Source organism: Azospirillum sp. OGB3, from assembly GCF_014192915.1.
Taxonomy (GTDB): domain Bacteria; phylum Pseudomonadota; class Alphaproteobacteria; order Azospirillales; family Azospirillaceae; genus Azospirillum.
In genome coordinates this window covers 24,019-49,668 of record NZ_JACHYN010000019.1, presented here as the reverse complement: position 1 = coordinate 49,668, position 25,650 = coordinate 24,019, and the positions used below count along the sequence as shown (strand labels likewise).

General features: G+C 70.2%; 27 protein-coding genes. 19 read left to right on the top strand and 8 right to left on the bottom strand.

All coding sequences use genetic code 11. The features are described from left to right. Positions 1-377 precede the first annotated feature (377 nt). Positions 378-770, top strand: a complete 393-nt coding sequence (locus tag FHW79_RS27210; protein ID WP_145677800.1) for a ribbon-helix-helix domain-containing protein — start codon at positions 378-380, stop codon at positions 768-770. Between the two features lie 84 nt (positions 771-854). On the opposite strand, the gene FHW79_RS27205 is transcribed toward FHW79_RS27210, so the two are convergent. Genes FHW79_RS27205 through FHW79_RS27195 form a run of 3 tightly spaced genes read right to left on the bottom strand, consistent with a single transcriptional unit; the run spans position 855 to position 3,473 of the window. Further along, on the bottom strand, positions 855-2,426 hold the full coding sequence (locus tag FHW79_RS27205; RefSeq protein WP_183181804.1) for a GMC family oxidoreductase: 1,572 nt from the start codon (positions 2,424-2,426) through the stop codon (positions 855-857). A gap of 28 nt (positions 2,427-2,454) precedes the next feature. Continuing rightward, entirely contained in the window at positions 2,455-3,021 is a 567-nt protein-coding gene (locus FHW79_RS27200; RefSeq protein ID WP_247884627.1) for a Twin-arginine translocation pathway signal, read from the bottom strand. Positions 3,022-3,077: 56 nt separating this feature from the next. Continuing rightward, the gene (locus FHW79_RS27195; RefSeq protein WP_094306072.1) at positions 3,078-3,473 is read right to left on the bottom strand and encodes a VOC family protein; all 396 of its coding nucleotides are present in this window, start codon (positions 3,471-3,473) and stop codon (positions 3,078-3,080) included. 190 nt (positions 3,474-3,663) lie between these two features. Here FHW79_RS27195 and FHW79_RS27190 point away from each other — a divergent pair, with 190 nt between their 5' ends. Both FHW79_RS27190 and FHW79_RS27185 read left to right on the top strand, forming a co-directional pair. Continuing rightward, the gene (locus FHW79_RS27190; protein WP_183181803.1) at positions 3,664-4,047 is read left to right on the top strand and encodes a hypothetical protein; all 384 of its coding nucleotides are present in this window, start codon (positions 3,664-3,666) and stop codon (positions 4,045-4,047) included. A 102-nt stretch (positions 4,048-4,149) separates the two neighbouring features. Next, positions 4,150-5,079 carry an MBL fold metallo-hydrolase gene (locus tag FHW79_RS27185; RefSeq protein WP_183181802.1) on the top strand — a complete coding sequence of 310 codons (930 nt, stop codon included), beginning with the start codon at positions 4,150-4,152 and terminating at the stop codon, positions 5,077-5,079. 13 nt (positions 5,080-5,092) lie between these two features. Here FHW79_RS27185 and FHW79_RS27180 read toward each other — a convergent pair whose 3' ends face one another. Further along, entirely contained in the window at positions 5,093-5,305 is a 213-nt protein-coding gene (locus FHW79_RS27180; RefSeq protein WP_183181801.1) for a DUF1127 domain-containing protein, read from the bottom strand. Positions 5,306-5,410: 105 nt separating this feature from the next. On the opposite strand from FHW79_RS27180, the gene gcvA reads away from it, so the two are divergent. From gcvA to FHW79_RS27155, 6 genes are all read left to right on the top strand, one after another. Then, a complete protein-coding gene (gene gcvA / locus FHW79_RS27175; protein WP_247884626.1) occupies positions 5,411-6,343 on the top strand; it encodes a transcriptional regulator GcvA in 933 nt (310 codons plus the stop codon). Between the two features lie 29 nt (positions 6,344-6,372). After that, the gene (locus tag FHW79_RS27170; RefSeq protein WP_183181800.1) at positions 6,373-6,915 is read left to right on the top strand and encodes an ankyrin repeat domain-containing protein; all 543 of its coding nucleotides are present in this window, start codon (positions 6,373-6,375) and stop codon (positions 6,913-6,915) included. A gap of 125 nt (positions 6,916-7,040) precedes the next feature. Beyond that, positions 7,041-9,680 (top strand): tetratricopeptide repeat protein, encoded by a 2,640-nt coding sequence (locus FHW79_RS33390; protein ID WP_183181799.1) that lies wholly within the window; start codon positions 7,041-7,043, stop codon positions 9,678-9,680. After that, a complete protein-coding gene (locus FHW79_RS27160; protein ID WP_183181798.1) occupies positions 9,677-10,807 on the top strand; it encodes a glycosyltransferase family 9 protein in 1,131 nt (376 codons plus the stop codon). Before FHW79_RS33390 ends, FHW79_RS27160 begins: the two co-directional genes overlap by 4 nt. A 208-nt stretch (positions 10,808-11,015) precedes the next feature. After that, positions 11,016-11,141: a hypothetical protein gene (locus FHW79_RS33385; protein ID WP_257792944.1), complete on the top strand. Its 126-nt coding sequence runs from the start codon at positions 11,016-11,018 to the stop codon at positions 11,139-11,141. Positions 11,142-11,276: 135 nt separating this feature from the next. Then, positions 11,277-11,978 (top strand): SDR family oxidoreductase, encoded by a 702-nt coding sequence (locus FHW79_RS27155; protein WP_200478674.1) that lies wholly within the window; start codon positions 11,277-11,279, stop codon positions 11,976-11,978. Positions 11,979-12,056: 78 nt separating this feature from the next. On the opposite strand, the gene dctP is transcribed toward FHW79_RS27155, so the two are convergent. From dctP to FHW79_RS27140, 3 genes are all read right to left on the bottom strand, one after another. Beyond that, positions 12,057-13,088 carry a TRAP transporter substrate-binding protein DctP gene (gene dctP / locus FHW79_RS27150; RefSeq protein ID WP_183181797.1) on the bottom strand — a complete coding sequence of 344 codons (1,032 nt, stop codon included), beginning with the start codon at positions 13,086-13,088 and terminating at the stop codon, positions 12,057-12,059. 130 nt (positions 13,089-13,218) lie between these two features. Beyond that, positions 13,219-14,421: an MFS transporter gene (locus tag FHW79_RS27145; protein WP_183181796.1), complete on the bottom strand. Its 1,203-nt coding sequence runs from the start codon at positions 14,419-14,421 to the stop codon at positions 13,219-13,221. Between the two features lie 69 nt (positions 14,422-14,490). Next, positions 14,491-15,387 (bottom strand): CoA ester lyase, encoded by an 897-nt coding sequence (locus FHW79_RS27140; protein ID WP_183181795.1) that lies wholly within the window; start codon positions 15,385-15,387, stop codon positions 14,491-14,493. Between the two features lie 135 nt (positions 15,388-15,522). On the opposite strand from FHW79_RS27140, the gene FHW79_RS27135 reads away from it, so the two are divergent. The 10 genes from FHW79_RS27135 to FHW79_RS27090 all read left to right on the top strand — a co-directional run bounded on the left by FHW79_RS27135 (position 15,523) and on the right by FHW79_RS27090 (position 25,303). Next, on the top strand, positions 15,523-16,020 hold the full coding sequence (locus FHW79_RS27135; RefSeq protein WP_014200021.1) for a MaoC family dehydratase: 498 nt from the start codon (positions 15,523-15,525) through the stop codon (positions 16,018-16,020). Between the two features lie 81 nt (positions 16,021-16,101). Further along, the gene (locus FHW79_RS27130) at positions 16,102-17,508 is read left to right on the top strand and encodes an MmgE/PrpD family protein (RefSeq protein ID WP_183181794.1); all 1,407 of its coding nucleotides are present in this window, start codon (positions 16,102-16,104) and stop codon (positions 17,506-17,508) included. 23 nt (positions 17,509-17,531) lie between these two features. After that, complete coding sequence (locus FHW79_RS27125) at positions 17,532-18,707, top strand: acyl-CoA dehydrogenase family protein (RefSeq protein ID WP_051140958.1); 1,176 nt, start codon at positions 17,532-17,534, stop codon at positions 18,705-18,707. 165 nt (positions 18,708-18,872) lie between these two features. Then, the gene (locus tag FHW79_RS27120) at positions 18,873-20,063 is read left to right on the top strand and encodes a CoA transferase (protein ID WP_183181793.1); all 1,191 of its coding nucleotides are present in this window, start codon (positions 18,873-18,875) and stop codon (positions 20,061-20,063) included. After that, positions 20,060-20,824 carry a GntR family transcriptional regulator gene (locus FHW79_RS27115; protein ID WP_183181792.1) on the top strand — a complete coding sequence of 255 codons (765 nt, stop codon included), beginning with the start codon at positions 20,060-20,062 and terminating at the stop codon, positions 20,822-20,824. The genes FHW79_RS27120 and FHW79_RS27115 overlap by 4 nt, the downstream gene beginning before the upstream one ends. A gap of 76 nt (positions 20,825-20,900) precedes the next feature. Next, complete coding sequence (locus tag FHW79_RS27110) at positions 20,901-21,110, top strand: hypothetical protein (protein ID WP_183181791.1); 210 nt, start codon at positions 20,901-20,903, stop codon at positions 21,108-21,110. Continuing rightward, positions 21,107-22,495, top strand: coding sequence for an amidase (locus FHW79_RS27105; RefSeq protein WP_183181790.1), 1,389 nt, complete (start codon positions 21,107-21,109; stop codon positions 22,493-22,495). Before FHW79_RS27110 ends, FHW79_RS27105 begins: the two co-directional genes overlap by 4 nt. A 14-nt stretch (positions 22,496-22,509) precedes the next feature. Then, entirely contained in the window at positions 22,510-23,127 is a 618-nt protein-coding gene (locus tag FHW79_RS27100) for a TRAP transporter small permease (RefSeq protein ID WP_183181789.1), read from the top strand. Between the two features lie 45 nt (positions 23,128-23,172). Next, positions 23,173-24,444, top strand: coding sequence for a TRAP transporter large permease (locus tag FHW79_RS27095; protein WP_183181788.1), 1,272 nt, complete (start codon positions 23,173-23,175; stop codon positions 24,442-24,444). Between the two features lie 79 nt (positions 24,445-24,523). Next, a complete protein-coding gene (locus tag FHW79_RS27090; protein WP_183181787.1) occupies positions 24,524-25,303 on the top strand; it encodes a GntR family transcriptional regulator in 780 nt (259 codons plus the stop codon). A gap of 7 nt (positions 25,304-25,310) precedes the next feature. Here the strand turns inward: FHW79_RS27090 and FHW79_RS27085 are convergent, their stop codons facing one another. Further along, positions 25,311-25,646: a metalloregulator ArsR/SmtB family transcription factor gene (locus tag FHW79_RS27085; RefSeq protein WP_183181786.1), complete on the bottom strand. Its 336-nt coding sequence runs from the start codon at positions 25,644-25,646 to the stop codon at positions 25,311-25,313. Between the last annotated feature and the right edge of the window lie 4 nt (positions 25,647-25,650).

Sequence of the window (25,650 nt, the reverse complement as noted above, 5' to 3'; positions counted from 1 at the left end):
GGTTGCCGCCGGGAATTCGCCACGAATACAGTGGATTTTTGCGGCGCAGCGGAATGGCGTCGAAAACCGGAAACCAACAACGGGATCGGCAGGGGTGGGTTCCGTGACAGAAATGCGCTGCGGAAACGGTTCCCCAATTTTTCAACGCTCGTTCTTTTGCGCCGGGTTGGCTGAGGTAAGCGCATATTTCAGCGGGCGGGAGGGTATCCGGGGAAGACCGCGCGTCTCCGGTGCTTTTTGATGCACGCGAATATGATGATGTTTCTGTCCTTTCATTCCACCTGAGCGGGTGGCGTCTTCCGGAAATTAATGCGCGACACGGATTTTCCGTTCATAGTGCATTTAAGGATTCGGAGAAGTTTGGAAGGAGACGAGGGATGTGCCGAATTTTTGCCGGTCAGGACCCGGAGCGCTTCCGCATGGTAACCCGGCGGGTCCGCCTCAGCGGTCATTCGACAAGCGTCTGTCTGGAGGCGGCCTTCTGGGACGCGCTGGAGGAAATCGCGGCGATGCAGGGCGTCTCGCTGGGGCGTTTCTTGTCAAAGTTGCACGATGAAGTCTTGGCCCGCGGGGTGGAGCGGCGCAACTTCGCCGGCCTGCTGCGCTGCGCCTGCCTGACCTACGCCCAGGAGGTCAAGGGCCACCGTCCCTGCGTGGAGGAACTGGAACGGGAGGCGCGCACCGATTTCGCCGCGGTCGCCGCCGCCGGCCTTCCGGCGCGAATTCCGACTGCCTTCACCGCCCCGGAAAAAGAACGCGAGACGGCCTGAGCGCAAAAGAGTGCCCCCCTCCTCCGTCCGGAAGAGAGGGGCTGTAATCCGCGGAAAGTCCCGAATAATGGGACAGAGCAGCGATCAGATCGCGTTCTTGGTCATTTGGCCGGCGATGTAGTCGGCTTGGCGCAGCGCCAGCGCGACGATGGTCAGGGTGGGATTTTCAGCCCCGCCGGTGGTGAATTGCGAGCCGTCGGAGACGAACAGGTTCGCCACGTCGTGGGTCTGGCCCCATTTGTTCACCACGCCGTCGCGCGCCTTCTCGCTCATCCGGTTGGTGCCCAGATTGTGGGTGGACGGGTAGGGCGGCGTCGGGAAGCTGCGGGTCGCCCCCACCGATTCATACAGCGCCATGCCTTGCCGGTAGGCGTGCTGACGCATGGCGACGTCGTTGGGGTGGTCGTCGAAATGGACGTTGGGGATGGGCATCCCGTACTTGTCCTTCTTGTCGGCGTGCAGGGTGATGCGGTTGTTTTCCTGCGGCATGTCCTCGCCGACCAGCCACATGCCGGCCATATGGTCGTAGCCGTCGAGCGCCGAGGTGAATTCCCGCCCCCAGGCGCCGGGGTCGAGGAAGGCGGCCATGAAGGGCAGGCCAAGCGACAGGGTCTCGATCTCGTAGCCGCCGACGAAGCCGCGGTCGGGCTTGTTCTTCGCCTCGTCGCGGATGATGCCGGCCATGGTGGTGCCGCGGTACATGCGCACCGGCTTCTCGAACACGCCGTAGACCGAGCCGGTCATGTGCCGCATGTAGTTCCGCCCCACCTGCCCGGAGGAGTTGGCGAGCCCGTCCGGGAACATGGAGGAGGCGGAGTTCAGCAGCAGGCGGGGGCTTTCGATGGAGTTGCCGGCCACCGCGACGATGCGGGCCTTCTGGCGCTGGATCGCCCCGTCCTTGTCGGCGTAGAGGACACCGGTCACCTTGCCCTTGGCGTCATGCTCGATCTTCAGCACCTGGGCGTTGGGTCGGACCTCCAGCTTGCCGGTTTCCTCGCCCTTGGGGATCTCGGCGATCAGGGTGGACCATTTCGCGCCGGACTTGCAGCCCTGGAAGCAGAAGCCGATCTGCTGGCAGGACCCGCGCCCGTCGCGGGGCTCCGAGTTGATGGCCATGTTGCCGGTGTGGCACTCCGTGTAACCCATCTTGTCGGCGCCGGCCTTAAGGACCTTGAAGTTGTTGTTGCCGGGCAGGCCGGGAATGCCGTTGGTGCGGGTGACGCCCATGCGGTCCTCCGCCTTGGCGTACCAGGGCTCCAACTCCTCCAGCGTGATCGGCCAGTCGAGCAGGTTGGCGCCGGCGACCTCGCCGTAGGTCGTGCGCGTCTTGAACTCGTGCGGCTGGAAGCGCAGCGCGGCCCCCGCCCAGTGCACGGTGGAGCCGCCGACCGCCTTGACGATCCAGGCCGGCAGGCCGGGAAAGTCCCGCGACACCCGCCAGCTTCCCGAGGTGGTGCGCGGGTCGAGCCAGGAGATCTGGGCGAAGCTGGCCCATTCGTCGTTCTGGAAATCCTCCATGTTGTGGCGCCCGCCGGCTTCCAGGATCACCGTCTTGATGCCCTTCAGCGCCAGTTGGGTGCCCAGCGTGCCGCCGCCGGCCCCGGAGCCCACGATCACCACGACGCTGTCGTCGTTCAGGTCGAATTTCGCTTCCATGGCTGAAACATCCTTCCTGAGACGGTGGTCAGAGCCACTCGATGTCGTTGAATCCGCGGTCGATGTAGCCGCCCTTGGCCGCGCTCTCGCCCTCGTAGCCGAAGAGCGGCCAGACCTCCTGGTTGTTGTAGATCCCGGTCACCAGCCCGCCGCGCACCGTCTGGAAGAAGGGATCGGCCTCGATCTCGTGCAGCAGGCGAACCCGGTCGGCTTCCCAGCCGATGTCGGCGTAGGGTGCGTCATGCTTGGCCTTGGCCAGCCGGTCGAGCTTCGCCATGCCGGACTCGTACAGCTCCTTGAGGGCGGCGTCGGCGGACGCCTTCTCGTCCTGCGCCTTCATGGCGACGGCGTAGAAGCGGTCGGCCAGCCGGTCGTGCGGGTAGATGTCCCGCGACACCCGGATCAGCGAGCGCATGGTGTCGGGTGCCAGCGCCTTGGTTTCGTACCCCCAGGCCTCGCGCGGGCAGAGGATCGCCCCGCCCGACACCAGGATGGCCGTCGCCGCGGCGGCGGTGGCCGAGGCCGCCAGGAAGGCGCGCCGGTGCATGGTGGAGTTCGGGGCGGGTTTTGCTGTTGTGCTCGTCGGAGAACGCATCGCTTCCTCCCAAGACCGTTTGTGATTTTTGCTTCGGGTGCCGCGCGCGCTTGGTGTCAGCGGTAGCGGCCGTGGCGCTGGAGGACCTCGATCTTGTAGCCGTCGGGGTCCTGGACGAAGAAGAAGCGGGCCATCAGCGCGCCGTCCCGAGCGAACTCCTTGATCGGGTTGGGGCCGTAGCCGAGCGCCGTGAAGCGCCGGTGCTCCCCATCCAGGTCGTCGACGCAGACGGCCAGATGGCCGTAGCCGTCGCCGTGGGCGTAGGGTTCGGTGCGGCCGTGGTTGATGGTGAGCTCGATCTCGAAGTCGTTCTCGGCGTTGCGCAGATAGACCAGGGTGAAGCCGTCGAAGGCGTAGCGGTCGGCACATTCCAGGCCGAACGCGCGGGCGTAGAAGTCCCGCGACCGCTCCTCGTCGAGGACCCGGATCATCATGTGGATGGCCTTGGCCATGGGGCTGGCTCCGTTCCGGTTGGTGGCTCCAGCGTGAATATTAGGAACACGGATTGTTGGTGTGGCAGTAAGTATCTACTACAGGACAAACGCGAAGGGAGTAGCCCGATCGGCCGCCGCCCATCCCTCCTTTCGGGACGGCTTTCATACCGCGATGGGGTATCCTGACGATCCGGAAAAGGAGCCTTCCATGCGACACAAGACAAGCCGACTCCTCGGCGCGGCGAGCCTTGCCACGCTGCTGGTGATGACCGCACCGGTGGCCCAGGCGGCATCGCCGACATCGGAGTGGCGCGGCTGGCTGTCCGACAGGACGGACGGGCTGCGCGATGGGGCGGAGCGCGCAATCATCCTGGGTGGCGCCCTGCTGTACCAGAACCGGCACATGGTGGCGGGGGCGTCGCTCGGCTGTCTGGCCGGCGGGGCGATGGGGGCGACGGGCGCCGTCGCGGCGGGGGCGGCGACCGGCGGGGCCGCCTTGCCGGCGACCGGCCCGGCCGCGGCGCTGGGCTGCGCCCTGGGTGCTGCGGCGGGTGGGGCGCTGGGCCGCCCGCTCGACCAGCCGATGGAGTAGACGCCACCACCCTGCGTTGGGGAACCATCGCCGCCACCTTCAGTTTGCCTACGAATGGTGAGCGGAACCGACCCTCACCCATCGCAGCACGGAGGACGGCGCATGGCGCGGCAGATCCCTCTCGATTCCGCGGGGCGGGCCGACGATCCGGAGCGGGACCGGGCGCGCGACGACGGCACGCGGGAGATCGCTCCCGACTTGGCCTACCGGCGCCTTGCCATCGTCAACGTCGTCTTCGTCGGCGCGCCGGGGGGCGGCGATCGGCCCGGCAGCGACCGGCCCAACAACGACCGACAATGGGTGCTGATCGACGCCGGCGTGATGGGCACGGCGGGCCTCATCACCAAGGCGGCGGCCGAGCGGTTCGGGCCGGACTCGCGACCTGCGGCCATTGTGATGACCCACGGGCATTTCGACCATGTCGGCGCCCTTGAGGAGCTGGCCGAGCGCTGGGACGCGCCGGTCTACGCCCACGGGCTGGAGCATCCCTATCTCGACGGCAGCGCGTCCTATCCGCCGCCCGATCCCTCGGTCGGCGGTGGCCTGATGTCGCTGATGGCGCCGCTGTATCCCCGCGGGCCGGTGAATGTGGGGAGGCGGCTGCACCGCCTAGCGAAGGACGGCAGCGTTCCGGGCATGCCGGGATGGCGGTGGCTCGCGACGCCGGGGCACAGCCCCGGACACGTCTCCTTCTGGCGCGCGGCGGACCGGACTCTCATCGCGGGCGACGCCTTCATCACGACGCGCCAGGAATCCGCCTACGCCGTGGCCATGCAGGACGCGGAGATGCACGGGCCGCCCATGTACTACACGACGGATTGGCAGAAGGCGCGGGACTCGGTGGTGCTGCTGGCGGGGCTGGAACCCGAACTTGTGGTCACCGGCCATGGCCCCGCCATGCGGGGAGACGGCATGCGGACCGCGCTTCATGAGCTTGCCCGCGATTTCGACCGGATCGCCGTACCGGACCACGGGACCTACGTCGACGTGCCCGCCCGCGCCGAGGACGGCAGCGCCTACCGTCCGCCCTGAACCGCCGGTCGGCTCACCCTTTCCAGAACGGTTTGTCCATCTCCTCCCGCGCCGCCGCCTCGTCGAAGCCGAGATCGGCCCAGAGATGCGCGTCCATGCGGGCCAGGGCGCGGCGCAGCGCCCGCCGCTCCCGCCAACCGTTCAGGCGGGCGAGCCAGGAGAGGGCGGTGGGGCCGGCGGTCGCTCCGCCGCCCCGCTTGTCGTGCGTTCCGCTCATGCTCGTCATGCGGCCCTCCCGCCGGTCGGTCATTCCTCGAAGCCGGAAAATCGCGCTTAGCCGCGTGGACGACAAACCATGCTTTCTCATAAGATGGATGAGCGAGACTCATCCATGGAGCGTACGATGCGGCGTGCCCTGCCGCCCCTTCATGCCCTGCGCGCCTTCGAGGCGGCGGCCCGCCACGAGAGCTTCTCCAAGGCGGCGGACGAGCTGTGCGTGACCCAGGGCGCGGTCAGCCGGCAGATCATGGGGCTGGAGGAGTGGCTGGGCGTGCCGCTGTTCCGGCGGCTGACCCGACGGGTCGAGCTGACCGACGATGGGCGCGCCCTGCTGCCGGTGCTGTCGGAGTCCTTCGACCGTATCGCCGGCACGGCGGCGCGGTTGGCGGCGCGGGGACGGGATTTGCGGATCAGGGTGGCCTTTTCCTTCGGCATCCGCTGGCTGATGCCGCGGCTTGTCCGCTTCCAGGCGCGCCACCCCGACGTGCAGGTGCGGGTGACCGTTGCCTGGAGCAGCGGGCTGGAGTTCGACCCGCAGGAGTTCGACGCCGCCATCCCCTATTGCCGGGAGGTGCCGCCCGGCTTCGCCGCCGCGGAGGTGCTGCCGGAACGCCTGACCGTCGTCTGTCCGCCGGCCCTGGCCGAGCGGCTGCGGGTGCCGATGGACCTCGGCGCCATCCCGCTGCTGCACGGCTGTTCGGAGGGGCAGGACTGGCGGACCTGGCTGGCCGCGGCGGGTCTGCCCTTCTTCGAGGCGCTGCGCCAAGGCGCGGTGTTCGACGCCATGGACCCGGCGATGCAGGCCGCCGCCGCCGGGATGGGCGCCACCGTCGCCGACCGCATGCTGTGCGCCGAGGATGTGGCAGCGGGGCGGCTCGTCCTGCCCTTCCCGGAGATCGAGGCGTCGTCCGGCAGCTATTGGTTCGTCTGTCCGGAGGGGATGCAGGACCGCCCGGCCGTCGCCGCCTTCCGCGGCTGGCTGCTGGAGGAGGCGCGCGGCGAGATGGTGCAACAAAGCGCTGCGGCGGCTGTTTCCCCGGTTTGAGCCGAAATTTTGACCGGGGGAGCGCCGCCATGGGAGCGCAGGGGGAGCCGCAACGGGAGCCGCGCAGAGAACTCGATGAGGACACCATCGCCTTCGCCGGCAAGCTGTTCCATTGGGCGCGCTCCGGCGGCACCGCCGAACTGACCGAGCTGCTGGAGATGGGCCTGCCGCCCAACCTGCGCAACGACAAGGGCGACAGCCTGCTGATGCTGGCCAGCTATCATGGCCATGCCGAACTGGCCCGCAACCTGATGCGCCACGGCGCCGATCCGGAGCTGGCCAACGACCGCGGGCAGACGCCGCTGGCCGCCGCCGCCTTCAAGGGGGATGAGGCGGTGCTGCGCGTCCTGCTGGAGGAGGGGGCCTTGGTGAACGGTTGCGGGCCTGACGGGCGGACCGCGCTGATGACCGCCGCTATGTTCGACCGCGTCGCGATGGTGGACGTTCTGCTGGCCCGCGGCGCCGATCCCGACGCGCGGGACGCCCGCGGCCTGACCGCCCGCGAGGCGGCGCTCGCCATGGGCGCCGCGAACGCCGCCGCCCGGTTGGCGCCCGGCGGGGGAGCCGTCTGACCCGGTCGCCAGCAAGGCAAAGCCGGATTGTCCCGGAAGCAGTGACGCATTCGTACCCGCGGTCGCGTGGGCGCGCTACACTGCGCCTCCGACGCCCTATCTATGGGCCAGCCGAACGGACCGTCATGAGCGCCAGCCGCAATTCTTCCCCTGCCACGCTCCAGGAGACGCTGGCGCAGGCCGTCGTCCATCACCAGAACGGACGGCTGACGGAGGCGCGCCCCCTCTACGAGCGCGTGCTGCGCCACATGCCGGAGCAGAGCGACGCGCTGCATCTGCTGGGGCTGTTGACGGCGCAGACCGGCGATCCGGAGGCCGGGATCACGCTGATCCGCAAGGCCGTGGCGAAGGACGGCGGCCAGCCCATCTTCCGCCTCAACCTGGGCCGCGTGCTGGAGTCAGTCGGGCGCTGGGCGGAGGCCGCGGACGCTTACAGCCACGCCGCCCGCCTCGCCCCGCTGGTCCCCGACCATCACCGGCTGGAGGCTGCCGCCCAGACGAAGCTGGGACAGGCGGAGGCCGCGGCGCGGGCCTTCCGTCGCCTGCTGGCGTTGGCGCCGGAGGATGGGGAGGCCGCGAACGCCCTGGCCGACGCGCTGTACGATCTGGGGCGGCCCGGTCCGGCGGCGGACTGGTACGGGCGGGCGTCGGCGCTCGCCCCCGGTGAGGTGCTGGCTGTCTACAACCAGGGGGCCGCGCTGCGCGACGCCGGGCGTCCGCGCGATGCGCTCGCCGCCTTCCGCCGCGCCGCCGCTTTGGCGCCGCTGCTGGTCCAGGCGCGGGAGCAGGTGACCGGCCTGTGCCACGCGCTGGGCGACATGGCCGGCGCGGCCGATGCCGGACGTCGGCTGATGGCGCTGGAGCCGGGGTACGGCGAGGGCGCGAAGATCCTGGGCGCGGCGCTGGCCGCGGCGGGGCCTTGGCGCGAGGGGGCGGCGTGGCTGGGGCGGTCGGCGGTTCTGGCTCCGGCTCTGGACTCCCTGCTGGTGCTCGGCAATCTGTGGCAGGAGCGCGGGCATCCCGTGGCGGCGCCGCGCTGTTATCGGCGTGCCCTGGCGCTGGCCCCGGAATCCGCCTCGGCGCTGACCGGGCTGGGCATGGCGCTGTCGGCCCTGGGCGCGATGGAGGAAGCCGCGACCGCCGCCCGCCGCGCCGTCCGCGCCGACCCGGAGGAGGCGGGCCACGCCCTCAACACCGGGGCCGTTCAGCACCGGGCCAAGCGTCCGGGGGAGGCGCGGGCGTGGTTCCGGCGTGCGCTGGCCCTGCAACCCGACGGCGCCGCCGGCTGGACCAACCTCGGCACCCACGCCATCGATGCGGGCGCCTTCGACGAGGCGCTGACCCTGCTGCGGCGGGCGCTGGTGCTGCGCGCGGCGGAGCGGGAGGCGCTGGCCAGCTCCAACCTGGGAGTCGCGCTGATGGCGCTCGGCCGCCACGGCGAGGCGGTGGCCGCCCTGCGCGCTGCGCTGGATCGCGCGCCTCAGGACGCGGAGGTGCGCTCCAACCTGCTGTTCTGCCTGTGCTTCGCCGAAGAGGCGGACCTCGGCGCGGTGTTCGAGGAACACAGGCGGTTCGAGCGCGCCGTGATGCCGGTGCCGCCGGCCGTCCCGCGTTTCGACGCGGCGGACCGCGATCCGGAGCGCCGCTTGCGCGTCGGCTACCTGTCGCCGGATTTCCAGCGCTACCCGGGGCCGGGCTATCACTTCCTGCTGCCGCTGGTCGAAGGCCACGACCGGGCGGCGGTGGAGGTGACCTGCTACTACGCCGACCTGCCCAAGGACGCGGCGACGGACCGCTTCGCCGCGCTGGCTGACCGCTGGCGCGCCGTCGCCGCCCTGCCGGACGACGAGCTGGAGCGGCTGATCCGGGCGGACGGCATCGACCTGCTGGTGGACTGCGGCGGACACATGTCGCGCAACCGCATGCCGCTGTTCATCCGGCGCCCGGCGCCGGTCCAGGTCAGCCTGCCGCTCTACCCGAACACGACGGGCCTGACGGCGATGGACTACCAGTTTTCCGACCACCGCTTCGCCGCGGCGAGCGCGGACGCCCTGCACACGGAAAAGCTGATCCGCCTGCCGGGAAGCGTGCTGTGCTACCGCCCCGCGGAGTCCACCGCCGTGCCGCCGGATCGTCCGCCGGTGGAGACGGCGGGGGTGTTCACCTTCGGCTCCTTCAACAACCTGACCAAGCTGAACGCCTCCACGCTCGCGCTGTGGGGTCGGGTGCTGGCAGCGGTGCCGGAGGCGCGGCTGATGCTGAAATGGCGGGGGCTGTCCGGCGGCGGGGTGGCGCGGCGGGTGCTGGACGCCTTCGCCGCCCATGGGGTGGCGGAGTCGCGGCTGCTGCTGCGCGGCACCGCCCCGGACCCCTACGAGGATTACCGGCTGCTCGATTGCGCGCTCGATCCCGTCTTCGCCAACGGCGGAACGACGACCTGCGACGCGCTGTGGATGGGGGTGCCGGTGCTGTCCATCGCGGGGGAGGCGATGATCTCCCGCTGGGGCGCCACCATGCTGGGCAGCGTCGGGCTGGGCGGGCTGGTGGTGGAGCGTGAGGACGATTACGTGGCGCTCGCCGTCCGGCTGGCCACGGACCGCGCCTTTCTGGAGGCGCAGCGCGTGGGCTTGCGCGAGCGCATGGCGCGCTCCCCGCTGATGGACGAGGCGGGGTACGTCCGGGCGGTCGAGGCCGGCTACCGCATGGCGTGGCGGCGCTGGTGCGCCGGTCTGCCGCCCACCCGCATCGACATGAGCGCGGCATGACGGACGCCGTCTTCGAACTTGCCTCCGCCCGGCGCATCCTGGTGGTGAAGCTGGACGAGGCGGGCGACTTCGTGCTCGCCACGCCCTTCCTGCGCGGTCTGCGGACCTCGGCGCCACAGGCACGAATCGTGCTGGCGGTGCGCCCGGCGGTGGCCGACCTCGCCATGACCTGTCCGCATGTCGACGCGGTGGTGGCGCCCCATCCGAAGCCGGGCGGCGGCATCGACCTGCGCGGCGTCACGCCGGGCGGTGCGGCGGCCTTCGCGGAGGCGTTCCGCGCCGGCTTCGACCTGACGCTGGTCCCCCGCTACGATTTCGACCGCCACGGCGCCACGGTGCTCGCCGCGAACAGCCGCGCCCGCGCCGTTGTTGGATTCTCCGAGGCAGTCACGCCTTGGAAGGCGTCGGGCAACGCCGGCTTCGACCGCGCCTACACCCACCGGCTGACGCCGCCGCCGGGCCGCCACGAGGTGGAGCAGAACCTCGCATTGCTGCGCTTCGCCGGCGGTGCGCCGGACGGCGACGGGGTGGAGCTGCACCTGACCGCGGAGGACCGGGCGGAGGCGGCCCGCCTGCTGGCCGATGCGGTGGGGGAGCGGATCGTCGCCGTGGCGCCGGGCGCCGCCGCCGCGCGCCGCGAATACCCGCCGGAGCGGCTGGCGGCGGTGGTCGCCGTGGTGGCGATCGCGCTCGGCGCGCGGGTGGCGGTTCTCGGCACGGAGTTGGAGCGGGCGGCGGCGGAGCGGATCGCCGCAGCCCTGCCGGGGCGCGTGACCGACCTGACCGGGCAGACCGGCCTGCGCTTGGCGGCCGCGGTGATAGAGCGGACGGCGGGGCTGATCGCCATGGATTCCGGCCCTGCCCATCTGGGGGCCGCCGTGGGCGTGCCGGTCGCCGTCTTCTCCTGCCATCCGGAGGGCGGGGACACCAACCACCTCCACGCGCCGGAACGCTTCCGCCCCTGGTGCGCGCGGGCGCTGGTGCTGCGGCCGGCGGCGGCGCTTCCGCCCTGCGCGGCGGAAAGCTGCACGGCGGTGGAGGCGCATTGCATCGCCTCGATCCCGCCGGAGCTTGCGGCGGCGCGCATTCTCGCCCTGTTCGGCGGGAGCGGCGGCGCGTCGCCCTGACCCGTCCACCCATCGATCCCTGTGGCCGATGGGCAACCTTTGACGGCGCCGGCCCGGCAAAGCCCTTTCGGAGTGCCGCTTTTCGGCCTGTGGCAGCGCTGCATCACCCCCCCGATATTTCGCGATACGGAAGCCACGCCCCTGGCACGAACGCCCTCGGAAACCGTATCTTATATGCATTGCAACATCAGCCGGTCCGTGAGGGATCATGAAGTCGTTCTTGTCCTCGCTTCAGCGGGATTGGGCGTCCTGGAGCCCGGTCGAGCGTTTCGTCGCCGTCGGCTTCGTCACGGCGGCTCCCATCGCCTCACTGGCTTTCCTGCTCACCCTCTGACCGGCCTAAATCCGGCGCTGTCCTTACGGCGCCCAAAGGCACGCGCACGCTTCCCTTGGCCCCGTCCTGCGTCCGGTGCGATACAGGAGGAGAAGGAACGGACGAACCGTTCCGGCAGGAGAGGGATGACGAATCATGGGCGATAAGGTTGCCATCATCACCGCGGGCGGCAGCGGCATGGGGGCCGCGGCGGCGCGGCGCCTCGCGGCGGACGGATTCAACATCGCGGTGCTGTCCTCCTCCGGCAAGGGCGAGGCTCTGGCGGAGGAGCTGGGCGGGATCGGCGTCACCGGCTCGAACCAATCCGCCGAGGATTTGGAGCGTCTGGTGACCCGGACGATGGAGCGCTGGGGCCGCATCGACGCGCTGGTGAACAGCGCCGGCCACGGCCCGCGAAAAGGCCTGCTGGAGCTGACCGACGAGGACTGGCACAAGGGGATCGAGGTCTATTTCCTGAACGTCGTCCGGGCGGTCCGGCTGGTGACCCCAGTCATGGTCGGGCAGAAGGGCGGGACGATCATCAACATCTCGACCGCCTGGGCCTTCGAGCCGAGCCCGATGTTCCCGACCTCCGCCGTCGCGCGGGCCGGGCTGGCCTCCTTCACCAAGCTGTTCGCCGACCAGTACGCCGCCGACAACGTGCGGATGAACAACGTGCTGCCCGGCTGGATCGACAGCCTGCCGGCGACCGAGGAGCGGCGCCAGGGCGTTCCGATGGCCCGCTACGGCAAGAGCGAGGAGATCGCGGCGACCGTCGCCTTCCTCGCCTCCGACGGGGCCGGCTACATCACCGGGCAGAACATCCGGGTGGACGGCGGCCTCATGCGGTCGGTCTGAGCACGCATAAAAAAAGGTGCGGATGGCGCTCCTTCCGGAACGCCGCCCGCACCGTGAGGTGAAGCGAGGGGGATCGCCTCAGCTCTTTTCGCCGACGATGGCCTGATACTGCTTCCAGATCTCAGGGTAGCGCCGGACGTAGTCCTGGTTGACCTTGTTGGCAATCTCGCGGAATTTCGCCTGCTCCGCCTCGGGCGCCACGGCCAGCCGCCCGCCCTGGGCGATCATCTGGTCCATGGTCTTCTTGTCGGCGTCGATGGCGCGCTGCCACTGCTTGGCGATGATCTCGTTGGTGGTCGTCTCCACCACCTGCCGCAGATCGTCGGGCAGGCCCTTCATCCACTTGTCGTCGACCAGGACGGAGTAGGTGAGCAGGCTCATGCCCGGTATCAGCGACGCGACCTTGGCGGCGTTGGTGCCGACCATTTCCCAGCCGCCGGCGGACGTGTAGATGCCGTCGATGGCCCCCTGCATCAGCGCCGCCGCCATTTCGGAGGCGGGCATCGACACCGGGCTGGCCCCGAAGTCGCGCATCAGAAGCTGCAGGACCCGGCCGCCGGTCAGGCGGATCTTGCTGCCCTTCAGGTCGCCGACGGAGTCGACCTCCTTGTCCTTGAAGAGGAAGATCAGGTCGGCGGTGCGCATCAGCCCCATGACGCGGATGCCCTTGTCGGACACCAGCCCGGACAGCAGCTTCGAGACCTCCTGCGCGGTTTCCGGCTTGGACATCGCGGCGTCGGTGACGGCGAAGGGCAGGTTCACCACGCCGTACTGCGGGGCGATGCTCTCAAGCTGCACGCTGACCGGCCAGACCATGTGCACGGCGCCCGACCCGAGGGCGGCGACGGCGTCCTTGTCCTTGTAGAGCGTGCCGGAGTGGAAGACCTTCGGCTTGATGCGGCCCTTCGAGCGCTCCTCGATGAGGGCGGCATACTCGTCCATCATCTTGGCGGTCCAGTGGGACGTCGCGATCTCGTCCGTCATCACCATCTCGACCGGCGCCGCCTGCGCGCGGGCCTGGCCCGGCGTCCCGGCGGCCAGCCCGGCCACGGTCATGCCGACCAGCAGCGTCTTCGCCCAGAATGGCCTGAAGAGTGACGGATTCAACATTGGCTTCCCTCCCATGACTGCGTTCGGACGCTTCTGGCCCGCTTGTCCGAACGATCATAGGGGAAAACAGTGGGCGATGCCAACAATATTGTACGTACAACTCTGCGCGATGGGCCTATGACCCCCGCCATCAAGTTTTGCGGCGCGACCAGAACAGGACGGCCGCCGCCCCGGCCAGAGGGAAGGCCATCATCAAGGCGAAGGTCTCGCCGTAGCTGCCGACCGTGTTGAACAGGGTGGCGAACAGCGCCGGACCGACGACCACGCCGGAGAAGGTGAACATCAACGCGCCGCCCGTCGCCGTGCTGGCCGTGCCTTTCGGGGCGACGCGCGCCACCTCCGCCAGGAACACGCCGTTCCAGCCGATGGCGGCGATGCCGAACACCGTCAGCACGCCGATCACCGCGGGCACCGGCCAGCTCGGCCCCAGGCCGGCGGTGGCCAAGGCCGAGACGGCGGACAGCCCGCCGATGCCGCCCAGCACCGCCACGCCGGAGCGCAGCCGGTCGGCCAGCAGCCCCCAGCCGATGCGCGCCGCCGCCCCCGCCGCCTGCATCACCGACACGGCCAGCCCGGCCGACACGATGGACCAGTGCAGGTCGTGCACCAGCATGTTCACCGTGAAGGCCATCAACGACAGCTGGATCGCCGAGAAGAAGAAGCCCATCAGGGCGAAGCCGCGCAGCGCCGGCACCCGCCAGACCAGCCGCGGCCCCTCCATCAGATTGCCGCGGATCGGCAGGCCGGGGCTGCGGTCGTCATCCCACACCCGGCGGCCCGGCGCGAAGAGGACCAGCAGCAGCGCGAACATGCCGGCCACCGCCAGCGCCGCCCCGCGCCAGCCGGCGATCTCGCCGATTCCCGGCAGGGTCAGCCCGGCCAGCACGCCGGCCAGCGGCACGCCAGTCTGCTTCAGCGAGAAGACCAGATTGCGCCGCGCTGGCGGGGTAAAGCGGTTCAACAGGTGGGAGGAGGACGGATTCACCAGCCCGTAGCCGATGCCGAGCAGCACCGACGCCAGCGCCGCGACCCACAGGGACCCGGTGGCGAGCCCCAGGCAACCGACCAGACCCAGCGCCAGCGCTAGGACGCCCACCGTCCCGGCGCCCCAGCGGCGGACCACCAGCCCGGCGAAGGCCGACACCAGGGCGGCGGCGCTGTAGATGACGCTGATCTGGTAGCCGACCGCCTCCGACCCCACCCCCAGCGAGGCCGCGGCCAGCGGGGCGACCGTCGCCAGCGTCAGAACCGACAGGGTGGCGACGGTCTGGACGCTGGTCACCTCCGCCAGCAGCAGGGGAAAGGGGGCGGGCGGGGTTTCTTGCGTGGTCATGGGCCCTACGTCTTGTGGAGTCCGGACAAGTGGTGGTGGCGCGGCGCGCGTGAACGGTCGATTCCTGGCCTACAGCATTCCGGCGCGACGGGCCAATGCCAGGATTCGATGGGACCCCAGCACCAGGGGCCGCTCGACCAGCTTGCCGTCCAGCACGCAGACCCCGCCGCCCGCCGCCTCGAAGGCGGCCAGGACCCGCCCGGCGCGCAGGACCGCCTCGGGCGACGGGGTATAGGCGTCGTGGATGGCGGTGATCTGCTTGGGATGGATGGCCGAGCGCGCGGTGAAGCCGTGCAGGACGCTGCGCGCCAACTCCTGGCGGTAGCCCTCCTCGTCGTCCAGCGCAATCCACGGCATGTCCAGCGCGTCCAGCCCGAAGCGGGCGGCGGCGTGGATGATCCGGGTGCGGGCCTGGACCAGCGGCTCCCAGGCCAGCGGCACACGCAGTTCCGCCGACAGGTCGGCCCCGCCGAACATCAGAAAGGACAGGCGGGGGGAGGCCGCGGCGATCGCCATGACGTTCTCCAGCCCGTCGGCGCTCTCGATCAGCGCGGCGAGCGCGCCGGGGAGGTTGCGCTCGTCGAGAAGCCCGGCGGCCAGCCGGACATCCTCGGCCCCGTCCACCTTCGGCAGCAGGATTCCCGCCCAGCGGGGCGCGGCGCCGTCCGGAGGATCGGTCAAAGCGAGGATGTCGAGCAGGCCGGTGCGGCTGCGCACTGAATTGGTTCGGACGAAAACCGCCGGGCCGCCCGCGCCGTCATGTTCCCGCAGGAAGGCGCAGACGGCGGCGCGGGCGCTGTCCTTGTCGCCGGGGGCCACCGCGTCCTCAAGATCGATGATGACCGCGTCGGCGCCGGCCCCCAGGGCCTTGGCGAAACGGTCCGGGCGGGCGCCGGGAACGAACAGGTAGGAGCGGCGGACCGGCGATTCCGGCGTCGTTGCTGCGTTCTGCGGATTGTTGGGCATGAAAACGCTTTCCAAGGGTGAGGGGGCGTGTTATTTGTACGTACAACATGCTATCACACGCGCTGAACATGTCACCTTGAAATGATCGGCGCCCCGCACTCACCCCTCCGATCCGCAGACAAGAGACGCCCGCCCATGCCCGATGTTCAGGAACCGCGGACCATCGTCGCCGACCTTGGCCGCTACCTCGAGGATTTCACCGTCGGCGATGTCTACGAGCACCGCCCCGGCCGGACCATCACGGAAGCGGACAACATCCAGTTCAGCCTGCTGACGATGAACCGCCACCCCATGCACTGCGACCACGCCTTCGCCGAGAAGTCGGAGTTCGGCAAGCCGCTGGTCAACAGCGGCCTGACGCTGGCCATGGTGCTGGGCATGACGGTGGACGACGTCTCCTACAAGTCCGTCGCCAACCTCGGCTGGAAGGAGATCAAGCTGGTCGCCCCGGTCTTCCCCGGAGACACGATCTACGCGCGCTCAAAGGTGCTGGACGTGCGCGAATCCAAGAAGCGCCCGACCCAGGGCATCGTGACCACCTACACCGAGGGCTACAAGGCCGACGGCACGGTCTTCCTGACCTTCGAACGGGCCAGCCTCGTCCCCAAGCGGGGCCATGGCATCGGCGACTGATCCGGGGCGACTGATCCGGAGCGACTGATCCGGACAATCCCAGACAAACAGATAGCCCGAGAAGAACAAAAGGGAGGAACCATGCCCGCCACCGATCCGACCATGGAATCCATTGCCGCCACGCTGGCGGCCTTCGTCGCCGACACCCCCGACGACGCCATTCCGGCGGAGGTCCGCGCCCGCGCGCCGCACCACATGCTGGACGCCGTGGGCATCGCGCTCGCCTCGACCCGCTACGACTTCGCCCACAAGACGCTGACCGCCCTGCGCGGGCTGGCGGGGGAGGGGCCGGTGCCGGTGATCGGCATGCCCGCCTCGCTGCCCGCCCGCGACGCGGCGACGGTCAACGGGCTGCTCTGCCACGGCCTCGACTACGACGACACCCACATCGGCGGCGTCATCCACCCGACCGCCAGCGTGATGCCCGCCGTGCTGTCGGCGGCGGCGATGACCGGGGCGGACGGCCGTTCCGTGGTCAGCGCCTATGTGCTGGGCGTCGAAGTGGCGGCCCGGCTCGGCGCGGTGGCGCGCGGCGGCTTCCATCAGGTGGGCTTCCACCCGACGGGCATGATCGGCGTGTTCGGCTGCGCGCTGGCCGCCGGCCGTCTGCTCGGCCTGACCCGCGCGCAGCTCGCCGCCGCCCAGGGCATCGCCCTGTCGATGGCGAGCGGCAGCCTGGAGTTCCTGGAGGACGGCGCCTGGAACAAGCGCCTGCATCCGGGCTGGGCAGCGGCGGCGGGCATCACCGCGGCGGCGCTGGCCCGGGAGGGCTTCACCGGCGTCACCCGCCCCTACGAAGGCCGCTTCGGCCTGTTCAACGCCTATCTCGGCAAGGAGGCCGGGCGCGCCGAACTGGGCATCGCCACCGCCGGCCTCGGCGAGACGTGGGAGCTGATGGCGACGGCGATCAAGCCCTATCCGGCCTGTCACTTCACCCACGCCTGCGTGGATGCCGCCCTGGAGCTGCGCCGCGACGGCCTCGACCTCGCGCGCATCCGCCGCATCGAGGCGCTGGTGCCCGAGCAGGTGGTCAAGACCGTCTGCGAGCCGGAGGCCAACAAGAAGCGGCCCTCCAACTCCTACGACGCACAGTTCAGCGTGCCCTTCCTGGTCGCCGCCGCGCTGGTGCGCGGGCGCCTGACCCTGGCGGAGCTGGAGAACGACGCGCTGGGCGACGCGGCGATCCTCGACATCGCGTCGAAGGTGTCATACCGCCACGACCCCGACTCGCCCTTCCCCAAGGCTTATTCGGGCGAGCTGGTCATCACGCTCGACGATGGGCGGGAGCTGCGCCACCGCGAGCACATCAACCGCGGCGCTGCCGACCGCCCGCTGTCCAATGCCGAGATCGTGGACAAGTACCGCGGCAACGCCGCCATGGCCGTGAACGAGACCGCCGCGGCGCGCATCGCCGACGCCGTCCTCGGCCTCGACTCCAGCCCGCGCGCGGCGGACTCGCTGTCCGTGCTGTCGCCGTCCGTCCGCTGACCATTCAATCCGGGAAACACGCCATGAGCGACGCCAACACCATGACCGACGCGGAGCGCGACGAGCAGGACCGCCTGATCCTCGACAGCGTGGACCGCTTCCTCGACCGCCACGTCCGTCCGGTCGCCCTGAAGCTGGAGCATGACGACGCCTACCCCGACGAGATCGTCGAGCGGATGAAGGAGCTGGGCCTGTTCGGGGCGACGATCCCCGAGGAATACGGCGGGCTGGGCCTGCGCCCCTCCACCTACGCCAAGATGATCGAGCGCATCTCGTCGGTCTGGATGTCGTTGTCCGGCATCATCAACTCGCACCTCATCATGGCCTTCATCGTCACCAAGACGGGGACGGAGGAGCAGAAGGCCGCCTTCCTGCCGCGCTTTGCCACCGGTGAGCTGCGCGGCGGCCTCGCTTTGACCGAGCCGGACTGCGGCACCGACCTCCAGGCCATCCGCACGGTGGCCAAGCGCGACGGCGACGACTACGTCATCAACGGCTCGAAGACCTGGATCACCAACGGCATCCAGGGAAGCTGCTTCGCCCTGCTGGTCAAGACCGACCCGACGGCGCAGCCCCGCCACAAGGGCATGACGATGTTCCTGGCCGAGAAGGGGCCGGGCTTCAAGGTCAGCCGCAAGCTGGAGAAGCTGGGCTACAAGGGCATCGATTCCGCCGAGCTGGTCTTCGAGGACTACCGCGTCCCGGCCGACCGGCTGATCGGCGGGGTCGAGGGCCGCGGCATGGCCTGCGCCATCTCCGGCCTGGAGCTTGGCCGGGTCAACGTGGCGTCGCGCGGCGTCGGCGTTGCCCAGGCGGCGCTGGACGAATCCGTCAAGTACAGCCAGCAGCGCAAGACCTTCGGCAAGCCGATCCACGAGCATCAGGCCGTGGCGATGAAGCTGGCCGACATGGCGACCCGCGTCTCCGCGGCGCGGCTCCTCGTGCAGCAGGCGGCCAAGGCGCTCGACCGCGGCGAGCGCTGCGACTACGAGGCCGGCATGGCCAAGCTCTTCGCCTCCGAGGCGGCGGTGGAGAATTCCCTGGACGCCATGCGCATCCATGGTGGCTACGGCTACTCCAAGGAGTTCGTGGTGGAGCGGCTCTACCGCGACGCCCCCCTGCTGTGCATCGGCGAGGGCACCAACGAGATCCAGCGCATCATCATCGCCAAGCGGCTGATCGAGCAGAATCCGGTGTGAGGGGAGGGTGATCGCGTCGGGCCCCCACCCTAACCCTCCCCCGCTGACGCAGGGGAGGGAACTTCTCTCCTCCCCCTGCGAAAGCGGGGGGAGGTCGGGAGGGGGGCTCCAGCGCAGCTACGCCCACACCACACACCCCGCACACCCCCATCAGGGAGACACCGCGTGCTACCCCTCGAAGGCGTCACCGTCATCGCCGTGGAGCAATACGGCGCCGGCCCGTTCGGCACCATGCTGCTGGCCGATCTCGGGGCCGAAGTCATCAAGGTCGAGAATCCCGCCGAAGGCGGCGAGGTCGGCCGGCATGTCGGCCCCCATTTCTTCGGCCCCGGCAACAGCCACTTCTACCAGTCCTTCAACCGTAACAAGCGCAGCATCACCCTCAACCTGAAGCACCCCGAGGGCATGGCGGTGCTGCACGAGCTGGTGCGCCACGCCGACGCCGTTCTGGACAATCTGCGCGGCGACCTGCCGGACAAGCTGGGCCTGACCTACGAGCATCTGAAGGCGGTCAACCCCAAGATCGTCTGCGCCCACCTGTCCGCCTACGGGCGCACGGGGCCGCGGCGGGCCTGGCCGGGCTACGACTATCTGATGCAGGCGGAGGCCGGCTATCTGTCGGTGACCGGCGAGCCGGACGGCCCGCCCGCCCGCTTCGGCATGTCGGTGGTCGACATGATGACCGGCCTGATGACCGCCTTCGGCCTCGTTTCCGGCGTGGTCGGGGCGCGGGCCAGCGGCAAGGGCTCGGACGTCGACGTCAGCCTGTTCGACACGGCGCTGCACAACATGACCTACCTCGCCACCTGGTACCTCAACGGCGGCCACAACCAGGGGCGGGAGCCGCGCTCCGCGCATCCCTCGCTGACCCCGTCGCAGCTCTACCGGACGCGCGACGGCTGGCTGTTCGTGATGTGCAACAAGGAGAAGTTCTGGCCGGTCTTCTGCGACAAGATCGGCAAGCCGGAATGGGGGGACGACCCGCGCTTCCGCAGCTTCAAGGACCGACTCGCCAACCGCGAACTGCTCACCGTCCTGCTGGACGAGGTGCTCGGCCAGCGCGACACGGCGGAGTGGGTGGAGATCCTCGGCGGTGCGGTTCCCGCCGCCCCGGTCCTCGACATCGCCCAGTCGCTGGAGAATCCCTTCGTCCGCGACAGCGACCGGGTCGCCGATTTCGCCGACCCGGACGGTGCCAACGGCGTGCGGATGCTGACCGGGCCGGTGCGCATCGGCGGCGAGCGGCTTCCCACCCGCCCCGCCCCGGCGCTGGGCGCCGACACCGAGGACGTTCTGGGCCGCATCGGCATCGGGCCGGAGCGGATCGCCGCGCTGCGCGAGCAGGGGGCTCTGTGAAGTCCGCCGTTCGCCCGGCCTCCGTCCGCCCGTCCGCCGCGGAGGGGCCGCGCTTCCAGGAGATCCTGGAGGCGCTGCGCGCCGACATCGCGGGCGGGCGGGTCGGGGTCGGCGAACGGCTGCCGACCGAGCAGGAGCTGTGCCTGCGCTTCTCCGCCAGCCGCTACACGGTGCGGGAAGCGCTGCGCCGGCTCCAGGATCTCGGCCTGATCGCGCGCCGCCAGGGCTCGGGATCGGTGGTGACCGCCGCCCGTCCCGACGGGCGATTCCACAACACGCTGTCCAGCCTCGCGGAGATCGGGCAGTACGCCTCCTCCACCCGGCTGGAGGTGCTGGCGGTGGAGAAGATCCTGGTCGAGGGGCGGACGGCGGAGCTTCTGCGCTCCCAGCCGGACACCCCCTGGGTCCGGGTGGTGGCGCTGCGCCGCCAGCCGGGGGAGCGGACCCCGCTCTGCTACACCGAGGTCTTCCTGCCCGCCGCCTTCGACGACGTGGCCCAGGCCATCGGGACCTTTCCGGTCGCCGTCTACGCGGTGCTGGAAAGCCGCTACGGCCTGCGCATCGAGGAGGTCGTGCAGTCGATCGAGGCCACCTCGGCGGACGCCAACCTGGCATCCCGCCTGTCGGTGGAGGTCGGCACCCCCATCCTGGTGGTGATCCGCCATTATCTGGACGCCGAAGGAAACGCGCTGGAGGTGGCGGTCAGCAGCCACGCGGCCGGACGATACCGCTATGAAATGACGCTGCAACGATCCGGGTAAGGGGGCCATTAAGGCCCTGCCCGCGGCGAACGGCCGGAAGAGCCGCGCGGGGACAGCACCGGAAGGGAGGGAAGGAATGACGGAAAACCTCATCGGGGACGCCGCTGATTGCGCACGGACCCTGGCCAGGATCCAGGGCGTGTCCCTGGACGATGCCGACGCCGCCCTGTGCGGGCGCCTGCTGGCCGCCGTGCCGGGTGCGCTGACGGCGGCGCATCCCGGCGGTTCGCTGTTCGACGTGCCGCTGGGCGCCCATGCCGCGCTCATCGCCGGGGAGCGGGCATGACCGATCCCACATCGCTGACCCTGACGGAGGCCGCAAGGGCGGTCCGCGACGGCGCGCTGCGGGCGGAAGCCCTGGCCGACGCCTGCCTGGACCGCATCGCCCGGCTGAATCCGACGCTCAACGCCTTCCTGTCGGTCGAGCCGGAGGAGGCGCTGGCCGCCGCCCGCGCCGCCGACGCGGAGGCGCGGGCCGGACGGCTGCGCGGGCCGCTGCACGGCGTACCGCTGGCCCACAAGGACATGTTCTATCGCGCCGGCAAGCGCTGCACCTGCGGCTCCCCGACGATCCGGGGCGGCTTCCGCCCGGAGCGGACGGCCACGGTGCTGGAGCGGCTGGACGCGGCGGGCGCGGTGACGCTCGGCACGCTGCACATGGCGGAATTCGCCATGGGGCCGACCGGGCACAACGCCCATCTCGGGCGCTGCCGCAACCCCTGGGACCCCGACCGCATTACCGGCGGCTCCTCCTCCGGCTCCGGTGCGGCGGTGGGGGGGCGGCTGGCCTTCGGCTCGCTGGGGTCGGACACCGGCGGGTCGGTGCGGCTCCCGGCGGCGCTGTGCGGCGTGGTCGGTCTGAAGCCGACGCAGGGGGCGACGCCGATGGACGGCGTGATGCCGCTGTCGGAAAGCCTGGACTGCGTCGGCCCGCTGGCGCGCAGCGCCGAGGACGCGGCGACGCTCTTCGCGGTCATCACCGGGCGGACGGACGCCGCCTCCGGCCTCGGCCAGGGGGTCGAGGGGCTGCGGCTGGGCATCCCGCGCCAATTCTACTACGACGGCCTTGACCCCGCCGTTGCCGCCGCGCTGGAGCGGGCGCGGGCGGTGCTGGAGCGCGCCGGCGCCCGCATCGTGGACGTGGACATCCCCGACCACGAGCCCTACGGCGACCTCGCCAACCTCGTCTTCACGCCGGAGGCGGCGGCCGTCCACGCGCCCTGGCTGCGCGAGCGTCCGCAGGACTACGGCCCTCAGGTCCGCGCGCGGCTTCTGCAGGGGCTGATGGTGCCGGCGGCCTCCTACCTCCAGGCGAAGCAGCTCCGCGCGCTTCATCTGCGGGCGATGATCGATGGCCCCTTCGCGCAATGCGACGCGCTGTTCGTTCCCGCCCTGCGCGGCCGGGTGCCGACCGCCGCCCAGACCGACGTGGGGGCCGGGCCGGCGATGGCCGCGGTGGTTGCCGGGGTGGCGGCGCTGACTCGCCCGGTCTCTTACCTTGGCCTGCCGGGGCTCGTCACGCCCGCCGGCTTCGATCCGGACGGGATGCCGATCGCCATGCAGCTCATCGCCCGCCCGCAGGCGGAAGCCACGCTGCTGCGCATCGCCGACGCCCACGAGCGCGCTGCCGGCTGGCTGAGCCGCGTCCCCCAGACACAGGTCTTCTCGTGAAGGGAGTTCCACCCATGCCGGGAACCGATACATTGACCCCCGCGTCTCCGCACGGCCATGCCGCCCCTCCTGACGCCCAGGCCCCCGACACCCAGGCCGCCGGTGCGGTCCAGCCGCGCGGCCTGCCGGGCTGGTGGAGCTTCATCGAGGACCGCATCCTCCTGAACGTCGCCACGATCCTGATGATGGCGGCCATCGGCATCATGTTCTACGAGGCGTCCAGCCGCTCGCTCCTGTCGGAGAGCCACTGGTGGGCGGAGGAGCTGGTCCGCTTCCTGGTGGTGTGGAGCGTGCTCCTGTCGCTGGGCGTCGGCACGCGGCACGGCCACTACATCCGCATGGACCTGCTGCTCAACATGATGCCGCAGGGTCTGCGGCTGGCCTTCTCCTGGCTGAACAGCCTGATCGGGCTGGGCTTCAGCGTGCTGCTGGTGGTCGCCGGGATCCAGGAGGTCGCCCACCTCCACGCCATCGGCATGTTCACCGAATCCAACCTCGACCTGCCGCTCTGGATGGTCCGGCTGGTGCTGCCGCTGGGCGGAGTGCTCTACGGCTTCGCCTTCGTCGGCAACATCATCCTGCTGCTGCGCGGCCAGGACCCCGATCCGCCCACCGAAGGCGAGAATCTCTAGGCGGCGATAAGAAAAGGGCAACCCAGTAAGGGGGAAGGAAACACCATGACATCCATCATCGCCGTCGTCAGCCTGCTGCTTCTCGTGGCAGGGGGCGTGCACATCGCTCTGGCACTGGGCGTCATCGCGGTCGGGCTGCTGACCTTCAACTTCAACATCCCGGTCGTCCTGGTCGCGCAGATGGCCTGGGATTCCGTGGACAAGTACGCGCTGGTCTGCATCCCGTTCTTCATCTTCGCCGGCAACCTGATGTCGCGCGGCAACCTCGCGCTGGTCATCCTGGAGCTGGTCGGGACGGTGATCCGTTGGTTCCGCGGCGGCGTCGCCCTGGCGCTGGCCATGTCCAGCGTGTTCTTCGCCGCGGTCAACGGCTCGTCGGTGGCCTGCGCCGTGGCGCTCGGCCCGGCGGCGGTGAAGCTGCTGCCGGCGGAGGGCTATCCGCCGCGTTTCGCCGCCTCGCTGGTGGCGGTTTGCGGCACGCTGGGTCTGATGATCCCACCGTCGCTGACCTTCATCCTGATCGGCTCCATCGTCGGCCTGCCGATCACCGACCTGTTCATCGCCGGCATCGTGCCCGGCCTGTTCGAGGCGTTCCTGCTCGGCCTCACCACGCTGATCGTCAGCCGGATCAACGGCTACGGCCGGGTCGGCGAGCGTCCGGACTGGAAGGGCTTCGGCCAGCGCCTGCCGGGTGCGGCCGGGGCGCTGATGATGCCGGTGATCATCATCGGCACGATCTACATGGGCTGGTTCACCCCGACCGAGGTGTCGGCGCTGGCCGCGGTCTATGCTGTGGTCCTGGTGACGATGGTCTACCGCACCGCCAACCTTGCCGCGGTGTGGGAGACGGCGCGGGAGTCGGTGCTCCAGACGGTGATGATCTACGGCGTGCTGCTCGGCTCCGGCCTGCTGACCGCGGTGCTGACCCGCCTTGGCCTGTCCGCCGAATTGACGGCGATGCTGAAGGAGGCGCAGGTCTCCCCCTTCGAGTTCCTGCTGGCGGTCAACCTGCTGCTGCTCGTCGTCGGCATGTTCCTGGACGGCGTGTCGATGATCGTGCTGCTGGCGCCGATCCTGTTCCCGATGGCGCACGCCGTGGGGGTGGACCTGATCCACTTCGCCGTCATCATGACCGCTCTTGTCGAGGTGGCGACCCTGACCCCGCCGGTCGGCCTGAACCTGTTTGTGATGAGCCGCATCACCAAGATGCCGCTCCATGCCATCGTGAAGGGCGTGCTGCCCTTCTACGGGATGCGGGTGGTGGCGCTGGTCGTCATCAACGCCTTCCCGGCCCTGTCGCTGGTCCTGCTGAAGTAAGCCCAGCCGCGCGGGAGCGTCGTACGCCGGTTGCATCGGCGCCCCGCCTCGTCCATCTTCCGGCATCATGAGGGATGCGATGACGGACGAAGCGGACAGCCTGAAGGACACCAGCGGCACGGACGGCGCGGCGGAGCGGGGGGAGACTCCACTCTACCAGGAGATCGTCCGCAGCCTGCTGGAGGAGATCGACGCCGGCACCTACGCCGTCGGCGACCGCCTGCCGACCGAGCAGGAGCTGTGCAGCCGCTTCGCCGTCAGCCGCCACACGGTGCGCGAGGCGCTGCGCCGGCTCCAGGAGATGGGCTACATCCTGCGCCGCCAGGGATCGGGGTCGGTCCTGGCGGCGCGCCGCGCCGATGGGCGCTTCGTCAATTCGATCAGTTCCCTGGACGAGTTGGTGCAATACGCCACCTCGACCCGCCTGGAAATCCTCTCCGTCGACCGGATCATCGTGGAGGAGGAACTGGCGGGCCGGCTGGGCTGCCGGCCGGACACGCAGTGGTTCCGCGTCAGCGCGCTGCGCCGCACCCGCGAGACGTCGGAGCCCTTCTCCTACGTCGAAGTCTACATCGACGCCGCCTTCTCCGACGTGGTGCGCAACCTGGAGGTGGTGCAGTACGCCATCTACACGGTGCTGGAGCAGCGCTACGGCGTCCGCATCGCCGAGGTGATGCAGGACATCGAGGCCGCCCCGGCTAGCCTCAACGTCGCCTCGCGCCTGCATGTCCCGCCGCAGTCGCCGATCCTCGTCATCACCCGGCGCTATTTCACCGACGACGGGCGTCTCGTGGAGATCGCCGTCAACACCCATCCTGGCGCCGGTTTCCGCTACACCATGGCGCTGCAGCGGCGCTGACCGCGCCTCAGTCGCCGCCCGGCGCGCAGCCGCCGGGACGCGGCTGGCAGAGTTCGGCGTTTCCCTGGCAGCAATTCTCGGTCAGGAAGCCGAGCAGCGCCTGGAAGCGCCCGACATCGACGCTGTAGATGATCAGCCGGCCCTGGCGGCGCGACGCGACGAGGCCGGCGTTGCTCAACTGCGAGAGGTGGAACGACAGGGTCGCCGGCGCGAGGCCCAGCCGCTCCGCCAGCACGCCCGCCGGAAGCCCCTCCGGCCCCTGCTGCACCAGCTCCCGGAACGCAGCCAGCCGGTGTTCCTGTGCCAGCGCTCCCAGCCCGGCGATGACATCCTTGACGTTCATGGGG